Genomic DNA, 19,880 nt, shown 5'->3' with positions numbered 1-19,880 from the left:
TCTCTATTTTACCGATTCTGATTGATGTTGGAACAACAACCAAATTTACCGCCAGCTAGCCGACTTGCAATCTGCTGGCGCGCCGGAATTGCCACCTATAAGCACCTGAACCTGGTAACGCACCACTTGCTGGGCGCCTTGCTGAAGCTGCTGATCGTGGCGTATTTCCTGTTTTGCGGACTGTTTCTGGGTTTGCGCTACGTGGTGCTGCCGAATATCGGCTACTACAAGGCGGAAGTCGAGCAAATCGCCAGCAAGGCTGCCGGCAACCCGATCTCGATCGGCGCCTTGCAAGCATCCTGGCACGGTTTGCAGCCGCACCTGACACTAGATAACGTTGTCATTCACGATAAAGCCGGCCAGGCAGCGCTGACCTTGCCGCAGGTGGCCGCGACCATCTCGTGGCGCTCGCTGCTGGTGGGCGGGGTCAGGCTGGCGGCGCTGGAAATCAACAGCCCGGATCTGCAGATCGAACGCGATACGCAGGGCAATCTGTTCGTCGGCGGCATTCTGGTCAATTCCAAGGAAAAGAACGACGGCGCGGGCGCCGAATGGCTGCTGGCGCAGCACCGGATTGTCATCCGCAATGGCCAGCTGCGCTGGCGCGACGATCTGCGCAAGGCGCCTGAACTGACGCTTACCAATATCGATCTGGTGTTGCAGAACCGCTGGCGCCGCCATCAGTTGTCGGTGCGGGCGACGCCGCCGGCCGCGTTTGCCGCGCCGCTCGACGTACGCGCCAATTTCGTCCATCCGGTATTCGCGCAGAAAACCGCCGACGTCAAACGCTGGACCGGTACGCTGTATGCCAATCTGCACGATACCGATCTGGCGGTCTGGAAGGACTATTTCGATTACCCGCTGGAACTGACGCAGGGCCGGGGCACGTTGCAAGCCTGGCTCGATCTCGACCATGCCAAGGTGAGCAACTTTACCGCCGATCTGCAACTGAGCAATTTGTCGATGCGGCTGCGGCGCGATTTGCAGCCCCTGGCGCTGGAACATGTCAGCGGCCGCGTATCCGCCCGTGAAATGCTGGGGCCGCAGCCGTTGCTGCAGGACGATGCCGCGGCTTTCGGCGCCAACGGCCATGCCGTCGAGCTCACCGATTTTTCTCTGAAGACGGCGGATGGCCTGACGCTGCCGCGCACCAGCATCAGCGAAACCTATGTGCCGGCGCAAGGAAAGGCGGGAGAGAAATATACCTTGCAGGCCAAGGCATTGGATCTGCAGACCCTGGCCGGCTTTGCCCAGCGCTTGCCGCTGACGGCGCCGCAGATCAAGATGATCGACGACTTTGCGCCGCGCGGCCAGCTGCGCGATTTTTCCGCGCAATGGCAGGGGGCTTATCCAGCCATTACCGCCTACAGCGCAAAGGGGCGCTTCGAGGGCCTGACCATCAACCCGCAGCCGCCGCGCGCGGCTCAGCCGAAGACGGCCAGCCAGCCGGCGCAGGCTGCGGTGCCTGGCATTCCCGGGGTCGATAACCTAAGCGGCAGCATCGATGCCAACCAGGATGGCGGCAGCCTGAACCTGGCGTCTGAAAAAATGCAGTTGAATCTGCCCGGATTTTTTGAGGAGCCCTTGCTGCCGTTCGACAAACTGGATATGAAAGCCAGTTGGGCCTTCCAGCAAAAGAATGTGCTGCTGAAGATCGACAGCATGGATTTCGTCCAGGACGGCGTGGTGGGCTCCCTCTCGGGCAGCCATCTGCTGCCTATGCAGGACCGGCACGGCGTCGCGCTGGGGGTGATCGACATGAGCGCCACCCTGAGCGAATTCGACCTCAAGAAAATCGGCCGCTATTTGCCTATCCATACGCCGGAACATCTGCATAACTGGCTGGTCGGCGCGCTGAAGGAAGGCAGCGCCAAGGATGTGGTGATCAAGATCAAGGGCGACCTGGCTGATTTCCCGTTCCGCACGGATACGCCGAACGCCAAGCCGAAGGGCGAGTTCAGCGTCGCCGGCAAAATAGAAAACGGCACGCTGGAATATGAGCCCGGCCATTTCGGCCAGGATGGCAAGCAACCCCTGTGGCCCTTGCTGGAAAAAATAGACGGCACCTTTTCCCTGGAGCGTACGCGCCTGCAGATCAAGGCAGCCAGCGCCCAGACCTCGGCGGTCGGCGTGAGCGAGGTCACCGCCACGGTGCCGGACCTGGCGTCGCACGACGAGATGCTGATAATCGACGGCAATGCCGCCGGCGCCTTGCAGGACTTCCTGCAATTCACTAACAATAGTCCGGTGCTGCACTGGATCGACGGCTTTACCAGCGAGTCGCAAGGCAAGGGCAACGCCAAGCTGCAGCTGAACCTGCAAATACCGCTGGCGCATGCGATCGACACCAAGGTTGCCGGCGTCCTGCAGTTCCTCAACAATGACGTCGTCCTGCAAAAGATCATTCCGCCTATCGCCAATGCCAGCGGCAAGCTTGAATTCAATGAAAAGGGCTTCAACCTGAACGGCATCAAGGGCAACCTGCTGGGCGGCCCGGTGCAGGCCAGCGGCGGCACCCAGCCGGATCGCCAGACCGTGATCAAGATCGAAGGCACAGGCGGGATCGACGGCTTGCGCGCGATGTATCCCTATCCGGCGATGCAAAAGCTGCTGTCCCATGCCAGCGGCAACAGCCGCTACAGTGCGACCGTCGCCATCCGCGACCATCATCCGGAACTGTTGATCGAATCCAGCCTGCAAGGCATCGCCCTGGATTTCCCGGAACCGCTGCGCAAGAGCGTCAACGATGCCATGCCGCTGAAATTCGAGTGGCTGGGCGTTGCCTCCGACGACGCCGCCATTGCCCGCGATGAGCTCCGGCTGGCGCTGGGCTCCGGCATTGTCGCGCGTTATCAGCGGCAAAAGCCGGTGGTCAAGGCTGAGAATGGCGTTGCCGCTCCGGCGAGCAAGGCGGCCGACTGGAAGGTGGTGCGCGGCGGCATCGGCATCAATACGCCGGCGCCGGAGCCGGACAGCGGGCTGGCGATCAACCTGAATGCCAAGACGCTCAATCTGGATGCCTGGAACAATCTGACCAGCGCCTTGAACGAGAGCAGTGCCGCGAAAGCGGGCGAGGAATCGGCCTTGGCCGGCGTGGCGCAATATGCGGAACCGAACCTGGTGTCGGTGCGCGCCAACCAGCTGGTGTTGCTGGGCAAGACGCTGGACAACGTGGTGGTGGGCGCCTCGCACCAGAAGAATGCCTGGCAGGTCAATATCGATTCCAAGCAAGCCTCCGGCTATGTCACCTGGAGCGCATCGCCCAGCGGCCGTGGTCTCGGCAAGGTGACTGCGCGTCTGTCCTCGCTGATCATTCCGCAGGGCGGCGAATCGGATGTCGGCGAGGTGCTGGAGGGCAAGGGCGGCTCCACCCAGATTCCGGGGCTGGACATTGTCGCCGACGACTTCCAGCTGCTCGGCAAGAAGCTCGGACGGCTGGAGCTGAGCGCCAACAATGTGCGCGCCAATGTCGGCAGCGAGTGGCGCATCCATAAACTGTCGATCAAGAATCCTGACGCAGAATTGAAGGCCGACGGCAAATGGACCACGGTCGACGGCGACAACACTACCAGCCTGACCTATGCCATGGATATCACCGACGCCGGCAAGCTGCTGGACCGTTTCGGTTTCGCCCACGTGCTGCGCGCCACCAAGGGACGCATGGATGGCGAGGTCAGCTGGAAGGGCTTGCCGTTCACCATGGATATCCCGTCGCTTTCGGGCCAGGTCAACCTGGACATGGCTTCCGGCCAGTTCCTGAAAGTCGATCCCGGCGCCGCCAAGCTGCTGGGCGTGCTGAGCCTGCAATCCCTGCCGCGCCGCCTGACCCTGGATTTCCGCGATATCTTTTCCGAGGGCTTCGCCTTCGACAGCGTGGTCGGGACCGCCACGATTGCGCAGGGCAAGGCGCATACTGACAACTTCAAGATGCGCGGCGTCAGCGCCACTGTATTGATGGACGGCGTCGCCGATATTGCAAGGGAAACCCAGGACCTGCACGTGGCGGTGCTGCCGGAAATCAATGCCGGCACGGCCTCGGTGGTAGCGCTGGCGATCAATCCGGTGATCGGCATCGGCACTTTCCTGGCGCAGCTGTTCCTGCGCGACCCGCTGATGCGGGCCTTCACCTTTGAATATAATATTACCGGCGGCTGGACCGATCCGGTGGTGACCAAGCTCGATCACAAGACCGAGACGCCGACCGCGAGCAATCCCGATCTGTCGTCCGGTCGCTAATCAGTCATCTCAGCACAGGAGTTCGGCATCATGAGCCAGCAGATACCCAGTTCAGCCAGTGTCAACGTCGCCGCGATCCAGATGGTGTCGACGCCGGTGCTGGAAGAAAATTTCAACACCGCGCGGCGCCTGGTGGCCGAAGCTGCAGGCCAGGGCGCGCAGCTGGTGCTGCTGCCTGAATACTGGCCGATCATGGGCATGCAGGACACCGACAAGCTGACTTGCGCCGAAATCCTGGGCGAAGGACCGATCCAGACCTTCATGGCGCAGCTGGCGCGGGAACACGGCATCTGGCTGATCGGCGGCACCCTGCCGATGATCGCCGGTGAAGTCGGCAAGGTGCTCAACACCACCCTGGTCTACGATCCCGCCGGCCACCAGGTCAGCCGCTACGACAAGATCCACCTGTTCAGCTTCAGCAAGGGTGAAGAGTCCTACGACGAGGCGCGCACCATCGTCTACGGCAAGGAGACCGGCAGTTTCCAGGCGCCGTTCGGCAAGGTCGGCTTGTCGGTCTGCTACGACTTGCGTTTTCCGGAGCTGTACCGGGTGCTGGGCGATTGCGCCCTGATCGTGGTGCCGGCGGCATTTACCTACACCACCGGCAAGGCCCACTGGGAAATCCTGCTGCGTGCCCGCGCCATTGAAAACCAGTGCTATGTGCTGGCTGCGGCGCAAGGCGGCATACACCCCAACGGCCGCCGTACCTGGGGCCACAGCATGCTGATCGACCCATGGGGAGAAATTAAGTCGGTGCTGGCCGAGGGAGAAGGACTTGTCAGCGGCAGCATCGACCCCCATTTCCTCAAGGGAGTGCGGGAGAGTCTGCCGGCGTTGCTGCACCGCAAATTATAGCCATTGTTGGCGATTCACCATCTTTCGTTGGGCTGCCGAGAAGCCTCAAGGGGCCGCCATTGCACCATGCGCGGCCGGATGCTCTACAATCCGCATTAAGGCCACTCGCATTAACTCCACCCTATATAGCCGGAATACCATGAAACCATTTGAACCAAACCTGGGCACTTTAGCCATTGCTCGCGATATTTTACTGACCCCGTTCGGGCTGGACGAGTCGAGCTTGCTGAAAGCGCTGGGGACCATGTTCACCCATAAGGTCGATTACGCCGACCTCTACTTCCAGTTCACCAAGAGCGAGGGCTGGAGCCTGGAAGAGGGCATCGTCAAGACCGGCAGTTTCTCTATCGACCAGGGCGTCGGCGTGCGGGCGATTTCCGGCGACAAGACGGCGTTTTCCTATTCCGATGAAATTTCCGAGCGTGCGCTGCATGACGCTGCCGTAGCGACGCGCACCATTGCGCGCCAGGGCGCGGGCAAGATCAAGATCGCCGCCGGCATGCAGCAAAGCGGCGGCCGTTCGCTGTATCTGCCGCACGACCCGCTGGTGTCGATGGACGCCACCGAGAAAGTCAAGTTGCTGGAGCGGGTGGAACGCATGGCGCGCGCCAAGGACCCGCGCGTGGTGCAGGTCATGGCCGGCCTGGCGGCGGAATACGATGTGGTGCTGGTGGCGCGCAGCGACGGCGTCATCGCCGCCGATATCCGGCCCTTGGTGCGGCTGTCGGTGACCGTCATCGTCGAACAGAACGGCCGCCGCGAAACCGGCAGCAGCGGCGGCGGCGGGCGCTATAGCTACGACTATTTCAGCGACGCATTGATCGGGCAATATGCCGAGGACGCGGTTTCCTCCGCACTGGTCAACCTGGATGCGCGTCCGGCGCCGGCCGGTCCGATGACCGTGGTGCTCGGCCCTGGCTGGCCCGGCATCCTGCTGCACGAAGCGATCGGCCACGGCCTCGAAGGCGATTTCAACCGCAAGGGCTCAAGCACCTTCTCCGGCCGCATCGGCGAGCGCGTCGCCGCCAAGGGCGTCACCGTGGTCGACGACGGCACCATCGCCGACCGCCGCGGTTCGCTGAACATCGACGACGAAGGCAATCCTAGCCAGTGCACCACCCTGATTGAAGACGGCATCCTGAAGGGCTATATCCAGGACACCATGAACGCCCGCCTGATGAAGATGCCGGTCACCGGCAATGCGCGCCGCGAATCGTTCGCCCATCTGCCGATGCCGCGCATGACCAATACCTACATGCTGGCCGGCGACAAGGATCCGGCGGAGATCCTGGCCTCGGTCAAGAACGGCTTGTACGCGGTGAATTTCGGCGGCGGCCAGGTCGACATCACTAACGGCAAGTTTGTGTTCTCGGCCAGCGAAGCCTACATGATCGAAAACGGCAAGGTCACCTATCCGGTCAAGGGCGCAACCCTGATCGGCAACGGTCCTGATGTCTTGAACCGGGTCTCCATGATCGGCAACGACATGCAGCTCGACCCGGGCGTCGGCGTGTGCGGCAAGGAAGGCCAGAGCGTGCCGGTAGGCGTCGGCCAGCCGACCCTGCGCATCGACGGCGTGACCGTCGGCGGGACGGCCTGACAAGATGGCGCAACCAGCAATGATGGCATGGCGCTGGCTGCCGTTCCAGGACTTGAGCGCCGCGCAATTGTATGCAGCGATGCAATTGCGGCAGCGTGTCTTCGTGGTTGAACAAACCTGTGTATTCCTGGACGCCGATGGCCTCGACCAGGAATCCTGGCATGGCCTGGGATATCTGCCGGATGGTGCTCTGGGTGCGTATGCGCGCATCGTGCCGCCGGGTAAAGCCTTTCATCTGCCGTCGATAGGGCGGGTTGTCACTGCGCCGGAACTGCGCGGCAAGAGCGCAGGCCATGAGCTGATGCAGCAGGCGATGACGCAGACCGCAAAGCTGTTCCCCGGGCAAGACGTCAAGATCGGAGCGCAAGCGCACCTGCAGCGCTTTTATGGCCGTTTTGGCTTCGCGCCGGTCGGCGAGCTGTACGACGAAGACGGCATTGCGCACATCCACATGATTGCGCCGCCTGCTCAACCATAAGGATGCGCGATGAGCCATGAATTGCCATCCATTCCTGAACGCTTCAATGTCGATGACAGAACGTTCATGGAAGAGATCGCTGCGCAATACAAGCCTGTGGTTTTGCGCGGTTACGTAAGAAACTGGCCGGCGGTGCAATTGGCGCAGACCTCGGACGAAGCCGTCTGCGCTTATTTGAAAAAACTGGATAACGGCAGCGACGTCGACGCCATCATGACGCGGCCGGAGGCCAAGGGCCGCATCTTCTACGACGAAGCCATGAACGGCTTCAATTATCTGCGCAATCGCCTGCCGGTCTCGGCGATCCTGGATCAGTTGATGCGTTATCGCGGCTTCCCCAATCCGCCGGCGGTCGCCGCGCAAAGTGCGCTGATCGCCAATTGCCTGCCGGGCTTCCTGGACCAGAATAAATTGTCGCTGCTTGGTCCCGAGGTGATCCCGCGGATATGGATAGGCAATGCGGTGACCACCCCCGCGCATTTCGACGACGCCCACAATATCGCCTGCGTGGTCAGCGGCAAGCGCCGCTTTACCTTGTTTCCGCCGGAGCAGATCGGCAACCTGTATATCGGGCCGGTGGATTTTGCGCCGACCGGCGCGCCGATCAGCATGGTGTCGCTGAAAGAGCCGGACTTCGTGAAGTATCCCAAATTCAAGGATGCGCTGGCGGCGGCGCAGGTCGCCGAACTGGAGGCGGGCGATGCGCTCTACCTGCCGCCGCTGTGGTGGCATCATGTCGAGTCGCTGCAGGCCTGCAATATCCTCGTCAATTACTGGTGGGGCGGGGCGGTCGGCACTGCGGATTCGATCCATTCCGGCTTTGACAGCCTGATGCTGGCGCTGCTCAACCTGAAGCGCCGGGCGCCGGCCTACCGCCAGGCCTGGGCCGCTGTCTTCAACCATTATGTGTTTGACGAGAACGAAGAAGTCGCGACCCATATCCCGCCGCACCGGCATGGGATCCTGGGGAATATGTCGGCCGAGCAAGAGCAGCAGGTGAGGAATTATCTGGCGAACAAGCTGAAAGGCTAGGGCCTGCTTTGCCAGTCAATGACAGATAGAGATATCCGCATTGGCTGAAATGAAACGGTTGAACATCAATGGATGCAACATGACAGACATTACCTCGCCCAAGGAAATCGCCGCCTCGCTGACTGAACACTGGTCGCCGCGCGTCGTGGCGGAAGTCGACGATGCGTATATCAAGGTGGCCAAGGTCAAAGGCTCCCTGGCCTGGCACAGCCACGACAATGAAGATGAATTGTTCCTCATTCTTAAGGGGCATTTGCGGATTGAAATGGAACAGGGTTCGGTCGAGCTTTCCGAGGGCGAGATGTTTGTCGTGCCTAAAGGCGTGCGGCATAATCCTGTCGCCGAGGAAGAGTGCCACCTCATGCTGATCGAGCGCAAGTCGACGCTCCATACCGGCAATGTGGTGAGCGAGAAAACCCGTTCGCTGGCTGAGCAGCTGCGGCCCGTATGATTGACGGGAACTGCGCCTTCTTGCGTAGCATCGATCAGATTTTTTTTGCTTTCCAGGCCGCATAATCCTGCGGCAGGCAAACGGCGCAAGGCCGATAGCCGGCTGCTTCAGCGTTGGTCTTATCCAGGAAGAACACCCGCTGCGTGACATATCCGCCTCTGGCAATCGCTTGCAGCGCCGCGCGGCAGTCAAGACGGCCGTAGATGCGGCTGCGGCGATGGCCGCCCAGGCTGCCCGCCTGCGCGCTGTCATAGCTCTGGCCGTCCGGACCCATCAGTTGCCAGGTCCGGACGGCGTTGCCGGCCTTGATTTTCAATCGCGGCTTTCCCGTTCCAGCAGGGCGCGCTTGCGTTCCACGCCCCAGCGGTAGCCGGAACCGCTGCCGTCGCTGCGTATCACGCGATGGCAGGGAATCGCCACCGCCAGGGTATTGGCGGCACAGGCTTGCGCTACCGCGCGGACGGCTTTGGGCGAGCCGATGCGGGCGGCGATTTCGGCGTAACTCGCTGTGCTGCCGGCGGGGATTTCGCGCAAGGCTTGCCATACCCGTTGCTGGAACGCCGTGCCGCGCACATCCAGCGGCAGGTCGAGACCGAGTGCCGGCGCTTCGATGAAGCCGACCACTTGCGCCACCAGCTGCTCGAAATCATGGTCGGCGCCGATCAGGTCGGCGCGCGGGAACTGGTCTTGCAGGTCATGCGCCAGTGCGTTCGGATCGTCGCCCAGCAGGATCGCGCAGACGCCGCGATCGCTTTGCGCCACCAGGATCGCACCCAGCGAGCATTGGCCGATGGCGAAGCGGATCTCGGTGTTGGCGCCGCCGGCGCGATAGTCGGTGGGCGTCATGCCCAGCACTTTTCCAGAGGCTTCGTAGAAGCGGCTATTCGAATTGAAGCCGGCGTCGTAGATGGCCTCGGTGACGGAATGGCTGCGGCTCAGACGGTCGCGTACTTTCCTGGCGCGGTTGGCATCGGCATACCCTTTCGGCGTCAAACCGGTGACGGCTTTGAATACGCGGTGGAAGTGATACACGCTAAGGCCAGCATCGGCCGCGAGCATTTCCAGGCTGGGCAGTTCCAGCGCGGTCTCGATGCTGCGGCAGGCGGCGGCGACCAGTTCGGCGTGCTGGGCTGCGACCGTGGTCTGGTCGGCGCCGCGTTTGCTGGGCCGGTAGCCGGCCGCTTCAGCGGCCGCCGGAGTATCGAAGAATTCCACGTTTTCGGGACGCGGCAAGCGGGTCGGGCTGCTCGGACGGCAGTACACGCCGGTGGTTTTGACGGCATACACAAACAATTTGTCTGCAGCGGGATCTCTGGCCAGCACCGCGTTCCAGCGCGGATCGCGCTCGGCGCTTTGCTTGGCAGTGTATTGGTGTGATGTCAGGGTTCGCATATCGGCTTCCGGTTGGATTGGGGTAGCTCTACTTTAGCCACGCGGCTGGTTGCCTACACTCCGGGTCTTGCTTTCAAATTCAAATAATCTATTCGGCGGCGGGAGCTTTCGGCAGACGCCACAAATACCAGGACGCCACGGTGCGATAAGGGCTCCAGGCCAAGCCGATTTCGCTGATCTGTTTTTTGGTCGGCGTCTGTTCCAGGTTTTTCAGGCGGCGGTAGCCTTCGCGCACGCCGAAATCGTCGGCCGGCAAGATGTCCGAGCGCTCCAGCGTATAAATCAGCAGCATCTCGACGGTCCAGCGGCCGACGCCGCGCAGCGGCAGCAGTCTTTCAATCAAGGCTTCGTCGCTCATCTTCAGGGCTTCCTTGCGCAAGGGAACCACGCCGTCCAGCGCCGCCTGCGCAATGCCGTGGATGGTGGCGATCTTGTTGGCGGAAAAGCCGCAGCTGCGCAGCGTGGCGACGTCGGTAGCCAGCAGTTGCCGCGCCGTCGGGAAATTAGCTTCGCCCTGGTCGCCATACAGCGCCAGCATGCGGCCGAGGATGGCATCGCCGGCGCGCACATGCAACTGCTGATAGGCGATCGCGCGCACCAGCGCCTGGTACGGTTCGCGCGCCGGCTTGGCGGCGTGACGGCAAGGACCGATGTTGGCAATGTGGCGCGCCCAGTCCCGGTCCAGCGCTGACAGGAAAGTCTCTGCGCGGCGATAAGCGGCTTCCGAAATATCTGCGGCAATTTTCACTAGGCTACCTTGCGAAAAGTGAGGTTGATGCGCTGCCGGCCCAGCAAGGGATGCTCGGCTTCCTTCAGCGGCAGTATGCCGTGAAAGCGCAAGCGGGCGGGGCCGCCCCAGACCACGACATCGCCGTGGAACAGCGGCACCCTGGCAGCCTTGTCGCTGCGCTCATTGCCGCCGAACAGGAACATCGCCGGAATGCCCAGCGATACCGAGACGATGGGCGCGGCATAGTCGAGCTCATCCTTGTCCTGATGCAGCGTCAGCCTGGTTCCTGGGGCGTAGCGGTTGACCAGGCAAGCTTCGGGAACGAAGCCATCGTAGCCGGCCTGGGCGGCGGCGCGTTGCGCCAGCTGCAGGAAGCTGGCCGGCATCGGCGGCCAATGCTTGCCGTTGTCCGGATCGATGGCGCTGTAGCGATAGCCGCGGCGGTCGCTGGTCCAGCCGAGGGCGCCGCAGCAGGTCATGGCGACCGACATGCGGAAACCGCCCGGCGTCACCAGGTGGCGGAACGGCGATGCGCGTTCGATCAGCGCCAGCGCCGGCAGCAACTGCTGCACGTAGGGCAGGGCGAAGGCGCGCAGGATGACGGCGCCTGCGGCCAGCTGTTCCTGGCGCTGTTCGGTCGGTTCCAGCGAATCAAATAAATCGAGAGTCATGCTGTCTTTTCATTGAGCGTCGTGAAAAATCACGCCTAAGGTGTGCCGTGTCCCGGAACGGATGCGGCTGACGCCATGCCGTAAATTTACCCTATATGCGCCGCGCTGGCCTTGCAGCGGCCGATTGTTGACCGCGAAAATCACCGCATCGCCCCGAGCGAGCGGCACGACTTCCGCGCGCGATTGCATGCGCGGCCGCTGTTCGGTCATGACGAACTCGCCGCCGCTGAAATCCTGCCCCGGCTGCGACAGCAGGATTGCCGCCTGCAAGGGGAATACATGTTCGCCGTACAAATCCTGGTGCAGGCAGTTGTAGTCGCCCGCGCCATATTGCAGCATCAGCGGCGTCGGCCGCAGCTGACCCGCGGCATGGCAGCGGGCGATGAAATCGGCATGCTGCCGGGGGAAGCGGACATCGATATTCATGGCGGCATGCCAGCGGTTGGCAATCGCCACCAGCTGCGGATAAAGCATGCTGCGCAGGTCGCTGACCAGGTCCGGCAGCGGGTAATTGAAATACTGATATTCGCCGCGGCCGAAGCCGTGGCGTTCCATCACGATACGGCTGCGAAACAGATCCTTGCGGGCGTACAGCGCAATCAGCGCCTGGCATTCCTGCGGTGTCAGCAGCTGCGTTAGCAGAGCGCTGCCGTAACTGTCCAGGTCGAGTGCAATGGCGTCCCAGTCTGCGCCGACTATCCGTTCTGCGATTGAGGCCTGGCTGCCAACCGCCGCGCGCAGTGTATTCATCATTTCTCCGTATCGGTTTGATTGCAGCCAGTATAGGCAGGCGGTCCGTCGCACTGCACCCCGACTCTTGCGGTCAAATTCGGAGATGCAACGGCTGTATGAAATTACTGCGGAATAAACATTAAATTCCCTCTATATTTGATTTGTGGTCAAGTATGTATTGCCGGCACGGTGGTTTTTCTTTGCCTTTGCAGCGCGCAAACTGCATGGCGTTAAATTACAACAGGAAACCATCATGCCACTTGCACTCTGGGCGCTCACACTCAGCGCTTTTGCCATAGGAACCACCGAATTCGTGATTGTCGGCCTGATTCCCACCATTGCCGCCAGCCTTGGCGTCTCCGTACCTTCCGCCGGCCTGCTCGTCAGCCTCTACGCGCTCGGCGTCGCGGTCGGCGCGCCGGTGCTCACCGCGCTGACCGGCCGCGTGCCGCGCAAGCATTTGCTGCTGGGCTTGATGGCGCTGTTCACCGTCGGCAACCTGGTGGCGTGGATGGCGCCGGGTTATGAAGCCCTGATGGCGGCGCGCGTCCTCACCGGCCTGGCGCACGGCGTGTTCTTTTCCATCGGCTCGACCATCGCTACCAGCCTGGTGCCCAGGGAAAAGGCGGCCAGCGCGATCGCCATCATGTTCACCGGCCTGACCGTGGCGCTGGTGACCGGCGTGCCGCTGGGGACATGGATCGGCCAGACTTGGGGCTGGCAGTCGACTTTCCTGGCCGTGTCGCTGCTGGGTGTGATCGCCTTTGCCGGCAGCTGGATGCTGGTGCCGAATGATATTGCGGGCAGCAAGCCGGCCTCGCTGCGGACCCAGGCCGCCGTGCTGAAGAAACCGCGCCTGCTGCTGGTGTATGCGATCACGGCGCTGGGTTATGGCGGCTCCTTCATCGCTTTTACCTACCTTGCCCCGATCTTGCAGGAAATTTCCGGATTTTCCGCTTCCACTGTCAGCCTGGTGATGCTGGTATACGGCGTTTCGGTAGCCTTCGGCAATATCTGGGGCGGCAAGCTGGCCGACAGGAAGGGACCGGTACGCGCCTTGCAGCTCGTCTTTGCTTTGCTGGCGGTGGTTCTGTTTGTGCTGACCTTCACGGCAGCCAATCCGTGGCTGGCGGTGCTGACGGTGCTGGCCTGGGGGGCTTTTGCCTTCGGCAATGTGCCAGGCTTGCAAGTGTATGTCGTGCAACAGGCTGAACGGCATGCGCCGCGCGCGGTGGATGTGGCTTCCGGCCTGAATATCGCCGCTTTCAACGTCGGCATCGCGCTCGGCGCCTGGGGCGGCGGCCTGATCGTCAGTCATCTGGGCTTGATGGCGACGCCATGGATAGGCGCTATCGTGGTGCTGGGCGCGCTGGGACTGACTTCGCTGGCGGGTCGGCTGGACCGGCGCGACGGGATTGCGCCTATCGTTGGGTCGGGGCATGCGGTTGCCATGCATTGATAGCCAAGCCCGGTTAGCTGGATTGGCGATGGTTTTGGCGGGTCGCTGGCTGTGGTATTCCTGGCCTTGCCAAATTTCTAGAATTACTGCACTATTAGTCCTGATTTTAATAATCCTTTACTGAAAACCATGTCTTTCGCACGCGCTTACTTCTTTTTTTACTTTAGCTATTCCAGCCCCACGGCGGTGAAAAGCGGTAAGCGTTCGTAAGTAAAGAGCAAACCGAAATTTCTAAAAAACCGCCAGCGATGGCGGTTTTTTTATACCCAGTCACTTTTTGAGCCAGGAGAAAAACATGCTACGCACCGACGATCTGCGCATACGGGAAATGAAAGAATTAGTTCCACCTTCGCATTTGATCCGCGAATTCGGCTGTTCCGAGAAAGTGGCGGAAACCGCCGCCAATTCCCGGATCGCCTTGCATCGCATCTTGCACGGCCAGGATGACCGCCTGATGGTGGTGATCGGACCTTGCTCGATCCACGATACCAAAGCGGCAATGGAATACGCCGGCCGCCTGATCGGCGAGCGCGAGCGTTTCAAGGGCGAGCTGGAAATCGTCATGCGCGTGTACTTCGAAAAGCCGCGCACCACGGTCGGCTGGAAGGGCCTGATCAACGATCCTTACATGGACAACAGCTTCCGCATCAATGACGGCCTGCGCATGGCGCGCGAGCTGCTGCTGAACATCAATGAGCTGGGCCTGCCGGCCGGCACCGAATTCCTCGATGTGATCAGCCCGCAATACATCGCCGACCTGATCAGCTGGGGTGCGATCGGCGCCCGCACCACCGAATCGCAGGTGCATCGCGAACTGGCCTCCGGCCTGTCATGCCCGGTCGGTTTCAAGAATGGCACCGACGGCAACATCAAGATCGCCGTGGACGCCATCAAGGCGGCTTCGCAGCCGCACCATTTCCTGTCGGTGACCAAGGGCGGCCACTCGGCCATCGTGTCGACCAACGGCAATGAAGACTGCCATATCATCCTGCGCGGCGGCAAGGCGCCCAACTACGATGCAGCCAGCGTCGAGGCGGCTTGCAAGGATATCGCCGGCAGCGGCCTGGCGTCGCGCCTGATGATCGATGCTTCGCATGCAAACAGTTCGAAGAAGCCGGAAAATCAGATCCCGGTCTGCGCCGACATCGGCCGTCAGATTGCCGCTGGCGACGACCGCATTGTCGGCGTCATGGTGGAGTCGCACCTGATCGCGGGCCGCCAGGACCTGGTGCCGGGCAAGGAACTGGTCTACGGCCAGTCGGTGACCGACGGTTGCATCAATTGGGAAGAAAGCGTCGCGGTGCTGGAGGGCCTGGCGGCGTCGGTTCGGCAGCGCCGCTTGCTGAACGCCAGCCCGGCCTGAACAGAGCAATAGAAGGAAGGCCGGGTCAGGCTGTGCCAGCCTGATCTGGCCTGGCGCAATGCGGTATCAGAAGCGCTTGGTCAGCACCATCATCTCGCCTTCGCGCCGCATCTCGGTGCGGTTCAGGAAAGACATGCCGAGCAGGGCGAACGGCAGGCCGCTCTCCTGCACCAGGGCATCGACCTGGTTCATTTCAATGTCGCCGATCTTCACCGTATTCAGCTTGACCCGATAGGCCGGCGCCGGGCCGTTGGCGGTGTTCACCATCACCATCTGGCCTTGTTTGTACTTGACGCCCATCCGCATCGCATCCGATGCCGGCAGCGCAATCATGGTGGCGCCGGTGTCGACCAGCATGGTCATCATGGCGCCGTTGATCTGGGCGTCGGCAACGAAATGGCCTTGCGGATTGACCTTCAGGGTCACGCTGGACGATGCGCCCGGCGCGCTGCGGCTGACGTATTCGCCGATGCCGATCACCTGCCGTTTGCCCTTGACCTCCAGCGTTGCGGTATTGCCATTGGCTTCCACCAGCTTGACGTCGTCGGCGACCTTGCTGCCGACCGAATAGGTCTTTGGGGATGAACCGTCGATGACCAAGACGGCCTTGCCCGGAAACAGGCCGACCACGCCGATATCGGAAGCTTGTACCGCATTGGAAAGAGAGGCTGACAACAACAGACTGGTGATCAAAACGAACGGGCGCATGGAAGTCCGGCTTTCCTGACAAGGGTTGAGGTAGCGCCGCAGGCCGTTCAGGCGTGTTGAACGGCTGGCAACAGCGAGTGATGGTAACCCTGTCTGTTGCCAAAAGCCACTAAAAAGCCACTATTTAGTCGCGGAAATTATTGAATTCCAGCGGCAGGTCCGCGACTTCCTTGCGCAGCATCGCCATCGCTGCCTGCAGGTCGTCGCGCTTGGCGCCGGTGATGCGCACGGCGTCGCCCTGAATGCTGGCCTGAACCTTCATCTTGCTGTCCTTGACGATGCGCACGATCTTCTTGGCGGCTTCCGATTCGATGCCGTTCTTGATCTTGATCACTTGCTTGACCTTGTCGCCGCCGATCTTCTCGATCTTGCCGATATCCAGGAAGCGGGTGTCGACATTGCGCTTGACCAGTTTTGCGGTCAGCACGTCGCGCACCTGGCTGAGCTGGAATTCCGAATCGGCGTAAGCGGTCAGGTCGCGCTCTTTCAGCTCGATGCGGGCGTCGCTGCCCTTGAAGTCGAAGCGGGTCGAGATCTCCTTGTTGGCTTGATCGTTGGCATTTTTTACTTCGACCAGATTGGCTTCCGATACGGTATCGAATGATGGCATGGTGTTATTCCTTCAGTATGTTCAAATAAAACGGGCCGGCTTCAGGTTCTGGAGTGCGGCCATCAGGCTATGCGCATTCTATCGGACAAAAAACCCGCAGTGTGGGCTGCCGGGTCTATTTTCTTGCCGGACCGGCCATATTTCCGGGCGTACTGCCTGCCGTGGCATGGCCCGCTTGCGTTTATAATCCCGGTGCTATGACTATCTCCCAGCTTCCGTTCCAGTTCGATTTCTCACTACGCCAGCATAATACTTTCGGTATTGATGCCAAGGCACAGGCCTATTTGCCGGTGACTTCCGTAGAAACCTTGCATGCGCTCAGGTCGGATGCCGCGGCTTCCGCCTTGCCGCGCCTAGTGCTGGGCGGCGGCAGCAACCTGGTACTGACGCAGGACTTTCCCGGGCTGGTGCTGCACATGTGCAGCCGCGGCCGGGACATCGTCGGCGCGGACGAAGATACCGTTTATGTACGGGCCGCGGCCGGCGAAAACTGGCATGCGCTGGTGCTATGGACGCTGGAGCAGGGCCTGGGCGGGCTGGAAAACCTGTCGCTGATTCCCGGCAGCGCCGGCGCCGCGCCGATCCAGAACATCGGCGCCTACGGCGTCGAACTGCAGGACCGCTTCCATAGCCTGACGGCCATCGACATGGAGAGCGGCGAGATCCTGATGCTGGATCGCAAGGCCTGCGCCTTTGCCTATCGCGACAGTGTTTTCAAGCAGCGCCTGCGCGACCGCGCGATAGTGCTGGACGTCACGCTGGCCTTGCCCAAGCGCTGGCAGCCGGATCTGCGCTATGCCGACGTGGCGCAGGAGCTGGATGCGCGCAAATTGTCGCAGCCGAGCGCGCGCGATGTCAGCGACGCCGTGATTGCGATCCGCACCCGCAAGTTGCCGGATCCGGCCGTGATCGGCAATGCCGGCAGCTTCTTCAAGAATCCGATAGTGACGGAACAGCAACGCAATGCCTTGCTCGAACGGCATCCGCAACTGGTGAACTATGTGCAGCCGGACGGCGCTTATAAGCTGGCTGCGGGTTGGCTGATCGACCAGTGCGGCTGGAAAGGGAAAAACCTGGGAGCCGCCGGCGTCTATGAAAAGCAGGCGCTGGTGCTGGTCAACCGCGGCGGCGCCACCGGCCAGGATGTGGCGCGTCTGGCGCAGGCGGTGCAGGCCGATGTGCTGGCCAGGTTTGGCGTCGCGCTGGAGCCAGAGCCGATTTTCATCTAGGGAAACGTCGCATATTTGCGACAGGATAATTACTGCATTTTGCCGGCGCGTTTTGTCACTATCAAGTCACAATGCGCGATTATGCTTCCACCTGTCTCATATCCAACACTCCCTAAAGTAATGGATTTTTAAGCCCGTCATGCATCGCATCACGGGCTCTTTTTTTAGCCGTGGTGTTTAGCCGTAGTGGCAAACGTAGTTGAGCGTTTCCACGGTTTCGATATCGAAACTGGAATTGGCCGCGATTTCAAAGCGGTCGCCGCTGCTGTAGCGGGTCCACAGCTGCTGGCCTTGCAGGCGCACCCGGCAGACGCCGCTGGTGACGTCCATCACTTCGGCAACGCCGGTGCTGAAGGTCAGCGAGGATGGCAGGATGACGCCCAATGTTTTCTTGCTGCCGTTGGCGAAGATCACGGTATGGGAAACGCATTTGCCGTCGAAATAGACATTGCCTTGCTTTACAACAGATACGTGGTCGAATTGTGTGCTCATGAGGATTCCTTGCAGGATTTTTGACAAAAAAGAACCGGCGTGAAGCCGGTTCTGCGTACGTTAAGGTTCTTGCCGCCGGCTTGCGCTTACTCCGCGTCTTTGTCGAGCAGCGGCAGCGATACGGCATTGCTGGAGGCCAGCAGGCCGGTGCTTTGATAGATCGCCAGCTTCTGGCGTGTATCGCTGATGTCGAGGTTGCGCATGGTCAGCTGGCCGATACGGTCTTGCGGCGTGAAGGCGCCTGCGCCCTTTTCCATGGTCAGGCGGTCCGGATGGTAGGTCAGGTTGGCCGACTCGGTGTTGAGGATCGAGTAATCGTTGCCGCGGCGCAGTTCGATCGTGACTTCGCCGGTGACGGCGCGCGCGACCCAGCGCTGTGCCGATTCGCGCAGCATGATCGCCTGCGAATCGAACCAGCGGCCCTGGTACAGCAGGCGGCCCAGGCGGCGGCCGCTTTCGCGGTATTGCTCGATGGTGTCTTCGTTGTGGATGCCGGTGACCAGGCGCTCGTAGGCGATGAACAGCAGGGCCAGGCCCGGCGCTTCATAGATGCCGCGGCTCTTGGCTTCGATGATGCGGTTTTCGATCTGGTCGCTCATGCCCAGGCCGTGGCGTCCGCCGATGCGGTTGGCTTCCATCATCAGCTCGACCTGGCTGGCAAACACGACGCCGTTGAGGGCGACCGGACGGCCTTCTTCAAAACGCACGGTGACTTCTTCGCGCTTGACTTCGACGTCGTCGCGCCAGAAGGCGACGCCCATGATCGGTTCGACGATCTTCATGCCGGAGTTCAGGAACTCAAGGTCTTTCGCTTCATGCGTGGCGCCGAGCATGTTGGAATCGGTCGAATAGGCTTTTTCCACCGACATCTTGTAGTCGAAGCCGGAAGCGATCATGAATTCCGACATTTCCTTGCGGCCGCCCAATTCCTCGATGAACTTGTCGTCCAGCCAGGGCTTGTAGATGCGCAGGTTGGGATTGACGAGCAGGCCGTAGCGGTAGAAACGCTCGATATCGTTACCCTTGAAGGTGCTGCCATCGCCCCAGATGTCGACCTTGTCTTCGCGCATCGCGGCCACCAGCATGGTGCCGGTGACGGCGCGTCCGAGCGGGGTGGTGTTGAAGTAGGTGACGCCTGCGGTGGAGATGTGGAAGGCGCCGCTCTGCAATGCGGCGATGCCTTCGGCCACCAGCTGTTCGCGGCAATCGACCAGGCGCGCCAGCTCGGCGCCGTAGGCCTTGGCCTTTTGCGGGATGGCGTCGTAGTCCGGCTCGTCGGGCTGGCCCAGGTTGGCGGTATAGGCGTAAGGAATGGCGCCTTTCTGGCGCATCCAGTGCAGCGCGGCGCTGGTATCGAGGCCGCCTGAAAAGGCGATGCCGACTTTTTCGTTGACCGGAACGGATTGCAGGATATTGGACATGATATTTCTAAGTAGGTTGAAATGGTTACTGAGGATCGTGGCAAACGGCTTCGATGTTGTGGCCGTCAGGGTCTTTCACGAACGCGCCATAATAGTTTTGGTGATAGTGCGGCCGTGGACCGGGTGCGCCGTTGTCGGCGCCGCCCGCTTTGAGTCCTGCTTGATAAAAGGCGTCGACCTGGGCTCGGCTCGCTACCCTGAAAGCGAAATGAATGGCTTGCTGATGCGCCGGCTTTTCCGCGGTCGCCCGGTAGATCCAGAAATCGGGCTTGGGCGCTTCGCCGAAGCCGGCGACGTCGGTGCCGGCCACCGCTGCCGGAAACTCCAGCAGCAGCTCATAGCCGATCGCACCGAGGACGGCGCTGTAGAACGCCTTGCTCTTCTGGTAGTCGCTAACGGTAACGCCGGTATGGTCGATCAT

General features: G+C 61.3%; 19 protein-coding genes. 9 read left to right on the top strand and 10 right to left on the bottom strand.

Annotation, left to right across the window (positions count from 1 at the left end; all coding sequences use genetic code 11):
• Nucleotides 1-24: 24 nt before the first annotated feature.
• From AC07V8_RS05060 to AC07V8_RS05035, 6 genes are all read left to right on the top strand, one after another.
• On the top strand, nucleotides 25-4,236 hold the full coding sequence (locus tag AC07V8_RS05060; RefSeq protein ID WP_494677567.1) for a YhdP family protein: 4,212 nt from the start codon (nucleotides 25-27) through the stop codon (nucleotides 4,234-4,236).
• 30 nt (nucleotides 4,237-4,266) lie between these two features.
• A complete protein-coding gene (locus AC07V8_RS05055) occupies nucleotides 4,267-5,091 on the top strand; it encodes a carbon-nitrogen hydrolase family protein (RefSeq protein WP_494677566.1) in 825 nt (274 codons plus the stop codon).
• Nucleotides 5,092-5,230: 139 nt separating this feature from the next.
• Complete coding sequence (gene tldD / locus AC07V8_RS05050) at nucleotides 5,231-6,691, top strand: metalloprotease TldD (protein WP_494677565.1); 1,461 nt, start codon at nucleotides 5,231-5,233, stop codon at nucleotides 6,689-6,691.
• Nucleotides 6,692-6,695: 4 nt separating this feature from the next.
• Entirely contained in the window at nucleotides 6,696-7,169 is a 474-nt protein-coding gene (locus AC07V8_RS05045; RefSeq protein ID WP_494677564.1) for a GNAT family N-acetyltransferase, read from the top strand.
• 9 nt (nucleotides 7,170-7,178) lie between these two features.
• A complete protein-coding gene (locus AC07V8_RS05040) occupies nucleotides 7,179-8,201 on the top strand; it encodes a cupin-like domain-containing protein (protein WP_494677563.1) in 1,023 nt (340 codons plus the stop codon).
• Nucleotides 8,202-8,280: 79 nt separating this feature from the next.
• Complete coding sequence (locus AC07V8_RS05035; protein ID WP_494677562.1) at nucleotides 8,281-8,652, top strand: cupin domain-containing protein; 372 nt, start codon at nucleotides 8,281-8,283, stop codon at nucleotides 8,650-8,652.
• Nucleotides 8,653-8,686: 34 nt separating this feature from the next.
• On the opposite strand, the gene AC07V8_RS05030 is transcribed toward AC07V8_RS05035, so the two are convergent.
• The 5 genes from AC07V8_RS05030 to AC07V8_RS05010 all read right to left on the bottom strand — a co-directional run bounded on the left by AC07V8_RS05030 (nucleotide 8,687) and on the right by AC07V8_RS05010 (nucleotide 12,198).
• On the bottom strand, nucleotides 8,687-8,926 hold the full coding sequence (locus AC07V8_RS05030; protein WP_494677762.1) for an Ada metal-binding domain-containing protein: 240 nt from the start codon (nucleotides 8,924-8,926) through the stop codon (nucleotides 8,687-8,689).
• A 38-nt stretch (nucleotides 8,927-8,964) separates the two neighbouring features.
• Nucleotides 8,965-10,044: a bifunctional DNA-binding transcriptional regulator/O6-methylguanine-DNA methyltransferase Ada gene (ada, locus tag AC07V8_RS05025; RefSeq protein ID WP_494677561.1), complete on the bottom strand. Its 1,080-nt coding sequence runs from the start codon at nucleotides 10,042-10,044 to the stop codon at nucleotides 8,965-8,967.
• 88 nt (nucleotides 10,045-10,132) lie between these two features.
• Nucleotides 10,133-10,792 carry a DNA-3-methyladenine glycosylase family protein gene (locus tag AC07V8_RS05020; protein WP_494677560.1) on the bottom strand — a complete coding sequence of 220 codons (660 nt, stop codon included), beginning with the start codon at nucleotides 10,790-10,792 and terminating at the stop codon, nucleotides 10,133-10,135.
• On the bottom strand, nucleotides 10,792-11,445 hold the full coding sequence (gene alkB / locus AC07V8_RS05015; protein WP_494677559.1) for a DNA oxidative demethylase AlkB: 654 nt from the start codon (nucleotides 11,443-11,445) through the stop codon (nucleotides 10,792-10,794). The genes AC07V8_RS05020 and alkB overlap by 1 nt, the downstream gene beginning before the upstream one ends.
• A 9-nt stretch (nucleotides 11,446-11,454) precedes the next feature.
• On the bottom strand, nucleotides 11,455-12,198 hold the full coding sequence (locus AC07V8_RS05010) for a 2OG-Fe(II) oxygenase (protein ID WP_494677558.1): 744 nt from the start codon (nucleotides 12,196-12,198) through the stop codon (nucleotides 11,455-11,457).
• A gap of 232 nt (nucleotides 12,199-12,430) precedes the next feature.
• On the opposite strand from AC07V8_RS05010, the gene AC07V8_RS05005 reads away from it, so the two are divergent.
• Together AC07V8_RS05005 and aroG are read left to right on the top strand one after the other, a co-directional pair.
• Nucleotides 12,431-13,636 carry an MFS transporter gene (locus AC07V8_RS05005; protein ID WP_494677557.1) on the top strand — a complete coding sequence of 402 codons (1,206 nt, stop codon included), beginning with the start codon at nucleotides 12,431-12,433 and terminating at the stop codon, nucleotides 13,634-13,636.
• Between the two features lie 295 nt (nucleotides 13,637-13,931).
• Nucleotides 13,932-14,999 carry a 3-deoxy-7-phosphoheptulonate synthase AroG gene (aroG, locus tag AC07V8_RS05000; protein WP_494677556.1) on the top strand — a complete coding sequence of 356 codons (1,068 nt, stop codon included), beginning with the start codon at nucleotides 13,932-13,934 and terminating at the stop codon, nucleotides 14,997-14,999.
• Between the two features lie 66 nt (nucleotides 15,000-15,065).
• Here aroG and AC07V8_RS04995 read toward each other — a convergent pair whose 3' ends face one another.
• Nucleotides 15,066-15,707 (bottom strand): retropepsin-like aspartic protease family protein, encoded by a 642-nt coding sequence (locus AC07V8_RS04995; protein WP_494677555.1) that lies wholly within the window; start codon nucleotides 15,705-15,707, stop codon nucleotides 15,066-15,068.
• Between the two features lie 124 nt (nucleotides 15,708-15,831).
• A complete protein-coding gene (locus AC07V8_RS04990) occupies nucleotides 15,832-16,317 on the bottom strand; it encodes a YajQ family cyclic di-GMP-binding protein (protein WP_014007212.1) in 486 nt (161 codons plus the stop codon).
• A gap of 197 nt (nucleotides 16,318-16,514) precedes the next feature.
• Here AC07V8_RS04990 and murB point away from each other — a divergent pair, with 197 nt between their 5' ends.
• Nucleotides 16,515-17,546, top strand: a complete 1,032-nt coding sequence (murB, locus tag AC07V8_RS04985; protein WP_494677554.1) for a UDP-N-acetylmuramate dehydrogenase — start codon at nucleotides 16,515-16,517, stop codon at nucleotides 17,544-17,546.
• 177 nt (nucleotides 17,547-17,723) lie between these two features.
• On the opposite strand, the gene ppnP is transcribed toward murB, so the two are convergent.
• The 3 genes from ppnP to AC07V8_RS04970 all read right to left on the bottom strand — a co-directional run bounded on the left by ppnP (nucleotide 17,724) and on the right by AC07V8_RS04970 (nucleotide 19,880).
• The gene (ppnP, locus tag AC07V8_RS04980) at nucleotides 17,724-18,038 is read right to left on the bottom strand and encodes a pyrimidine/purine nucleoside phosphorylase (RefSeq protein WP_494677553.1); all 315 of its coding nucleotides are present in this window, start codon (nucleotides 18,036-18,038) and stop codon (nucleotides 17,724-17,726) included.
• 86 nt (nucleotides 18,039-18,124) lie between these two features.
• Nucleotides 18,125-19,459 (bottom strand): argininosuccinate synthase, encoded by a 1,335-nt coding sequence (gene argG / locus AC07V8_RS04975; RefSeq protein WP_494677552.1) that lies wholly within the window; start codon nucleotides 19,457-19,459, stop codon nucleotides 18,125-18,127.
• A gap of 25 nt (nucleotides 19,460-19,484) precedes the next feature.
• Entirely contained in the window at nucleotides 19,485-19,880 is a 396-nt protein-coding gene (locus tag AC07V8_RS04970; RefSeq protein WP_494677551.1) for a VOC family protein, read from the bottom strand.

The sequence above is a fragment of the Collimonas sp. GW821-FHT02H07 genome (assembly GCF_059421505.1).
This window is presented reverse-complemented; position numbering and strand designations above follow the sequence as displayed.

Excerpts from the sequence above, each read along its gene's own strand:
- AC07V8_RS05030 (WP_494677762.1), bottom strand. The coding sequence starts at position 8,926 with ATGGGTCCGGACGGCCAGAGCTATGACAGCGCGCAGGCGGGCAGCCTG.
- alkB (WP_494677559.1), bottom strand. The coding sequence starts at position 11,445 with ATGACTCTCGATTTATTTGATTCGCTGGAACCGACCGAACAGCGCCAG.
- AC07V8_RS05010 (WP_494677558.1), bottom strand. The coding sequence starts at position 12,198 with ATGATGAATACACTGCGCGCGGCGGTTGGCAGCCAGGCCTCAATCGCA.
- AC07V8_RS04970 (WP_494677551.1), bottom strand. The coding sequence starts at position 19,880 with ATGATCGACCATACCGGCGTTACCGTTAGCGACTACCAGAAGAGCAAG.
- ppnP (WP_494677553.1), bottom strand. The coding sequence starts at position 18,038 with ATGAGCACACAATTCGACCACGTATCTGTTGTAAAGCAAGGCAATGTC.
- AC07V8_RS05040 (WP_494677563.1), top strand. The coding sequence starts at position 7,179 with ATGAGCCATGAATTGCCATCCATTCCTGAACGCTTCAATGTCGATGAC.
- murB (WP_494677554.1), top strand. The coding sequence starts at position 16,515 with ATGACTATCTCCCAGCTTCCGTTCCAGTTCGATTTCTCACTACGCCAG.
- AC07V8_RS04995 (WP_494677555.1), bottom strand. The coding sequence starts at position 15,707 with ATGCGCCCGTTCGTTTTGATCACCAGTCTGTTGTTGTCAGCCTCTCTT.
- AC07V8_RS05060 (WP_494677567.1), top strand. The coding sequence starts at position 25 with ATGTTGGAACAACAACCAAATTTACCGCCAGCTAGCCGACTTGCAATC.
- AC07V8_RS05045 (WP_494677564.1), top strand. The coding sequence starts at position 6,696 with ATGGCGCAACCAGCAATGATGGCATGGCGCTGGCTGCCGTTCCAGGAC.
- argG (WP_494677552.1), bottom strand. The coding sequence starts at position 19,459 with ATGTCCAATATCCTGCAATCCGTTCCGGTCAACGAAAAAGTCGGCATC.
- aroG (WP_494677556.1), top strand. The coding sequence starts at position 13,932 with ATGCTACGCACCGACGATCTGCGCATACGGGAAATGAAAGAATTAGTT.
- tldD (WP_494677565.1), top strand. The coding sequence starts at position 5,231 with ATGAAACCATTTGAACCAAACCTGGGCACTTTAGCCATTGCTCGCGAT.
- AC07V8_RS05005 (WP_494677557.1), top strand. The coding sequence starts at position 12,431 with ATGCCACTTGCACTCTGGGCGCTCACACTCAGCGCTTTTGCCATAGGA.
- AC07V8_RS05035 (WP_494677562.1), top strand. The coding sequence starts at position 8,281 with ATGACAGACATTACCTCGCCCAAGGAAATCGCCGCCTCGCTGACTGAA.
- AC07V8_RS05055 (WP_494677566.1), top strand. The coding sequence starts at position 4,267 with ATGAGCCAGCAGATACCCAGTTCAGCCAGTGTCAACGTCGCCGCGATC.
- ada (WP_494677561.1), bottom strand. The coding sequence starts at position 10,044 with ATGCGAACCCTGACATCACACCAATACACTGCCAAGCAAAGCGCCGAG.
- AC07V8_RS04990 (WP_014007212.1), bottom strand. The coding sequence starts at position 16,317 with ATGCCATCATTCGATACCGTATCGGAAGCCAATCTGGTCGAAGTAAAA.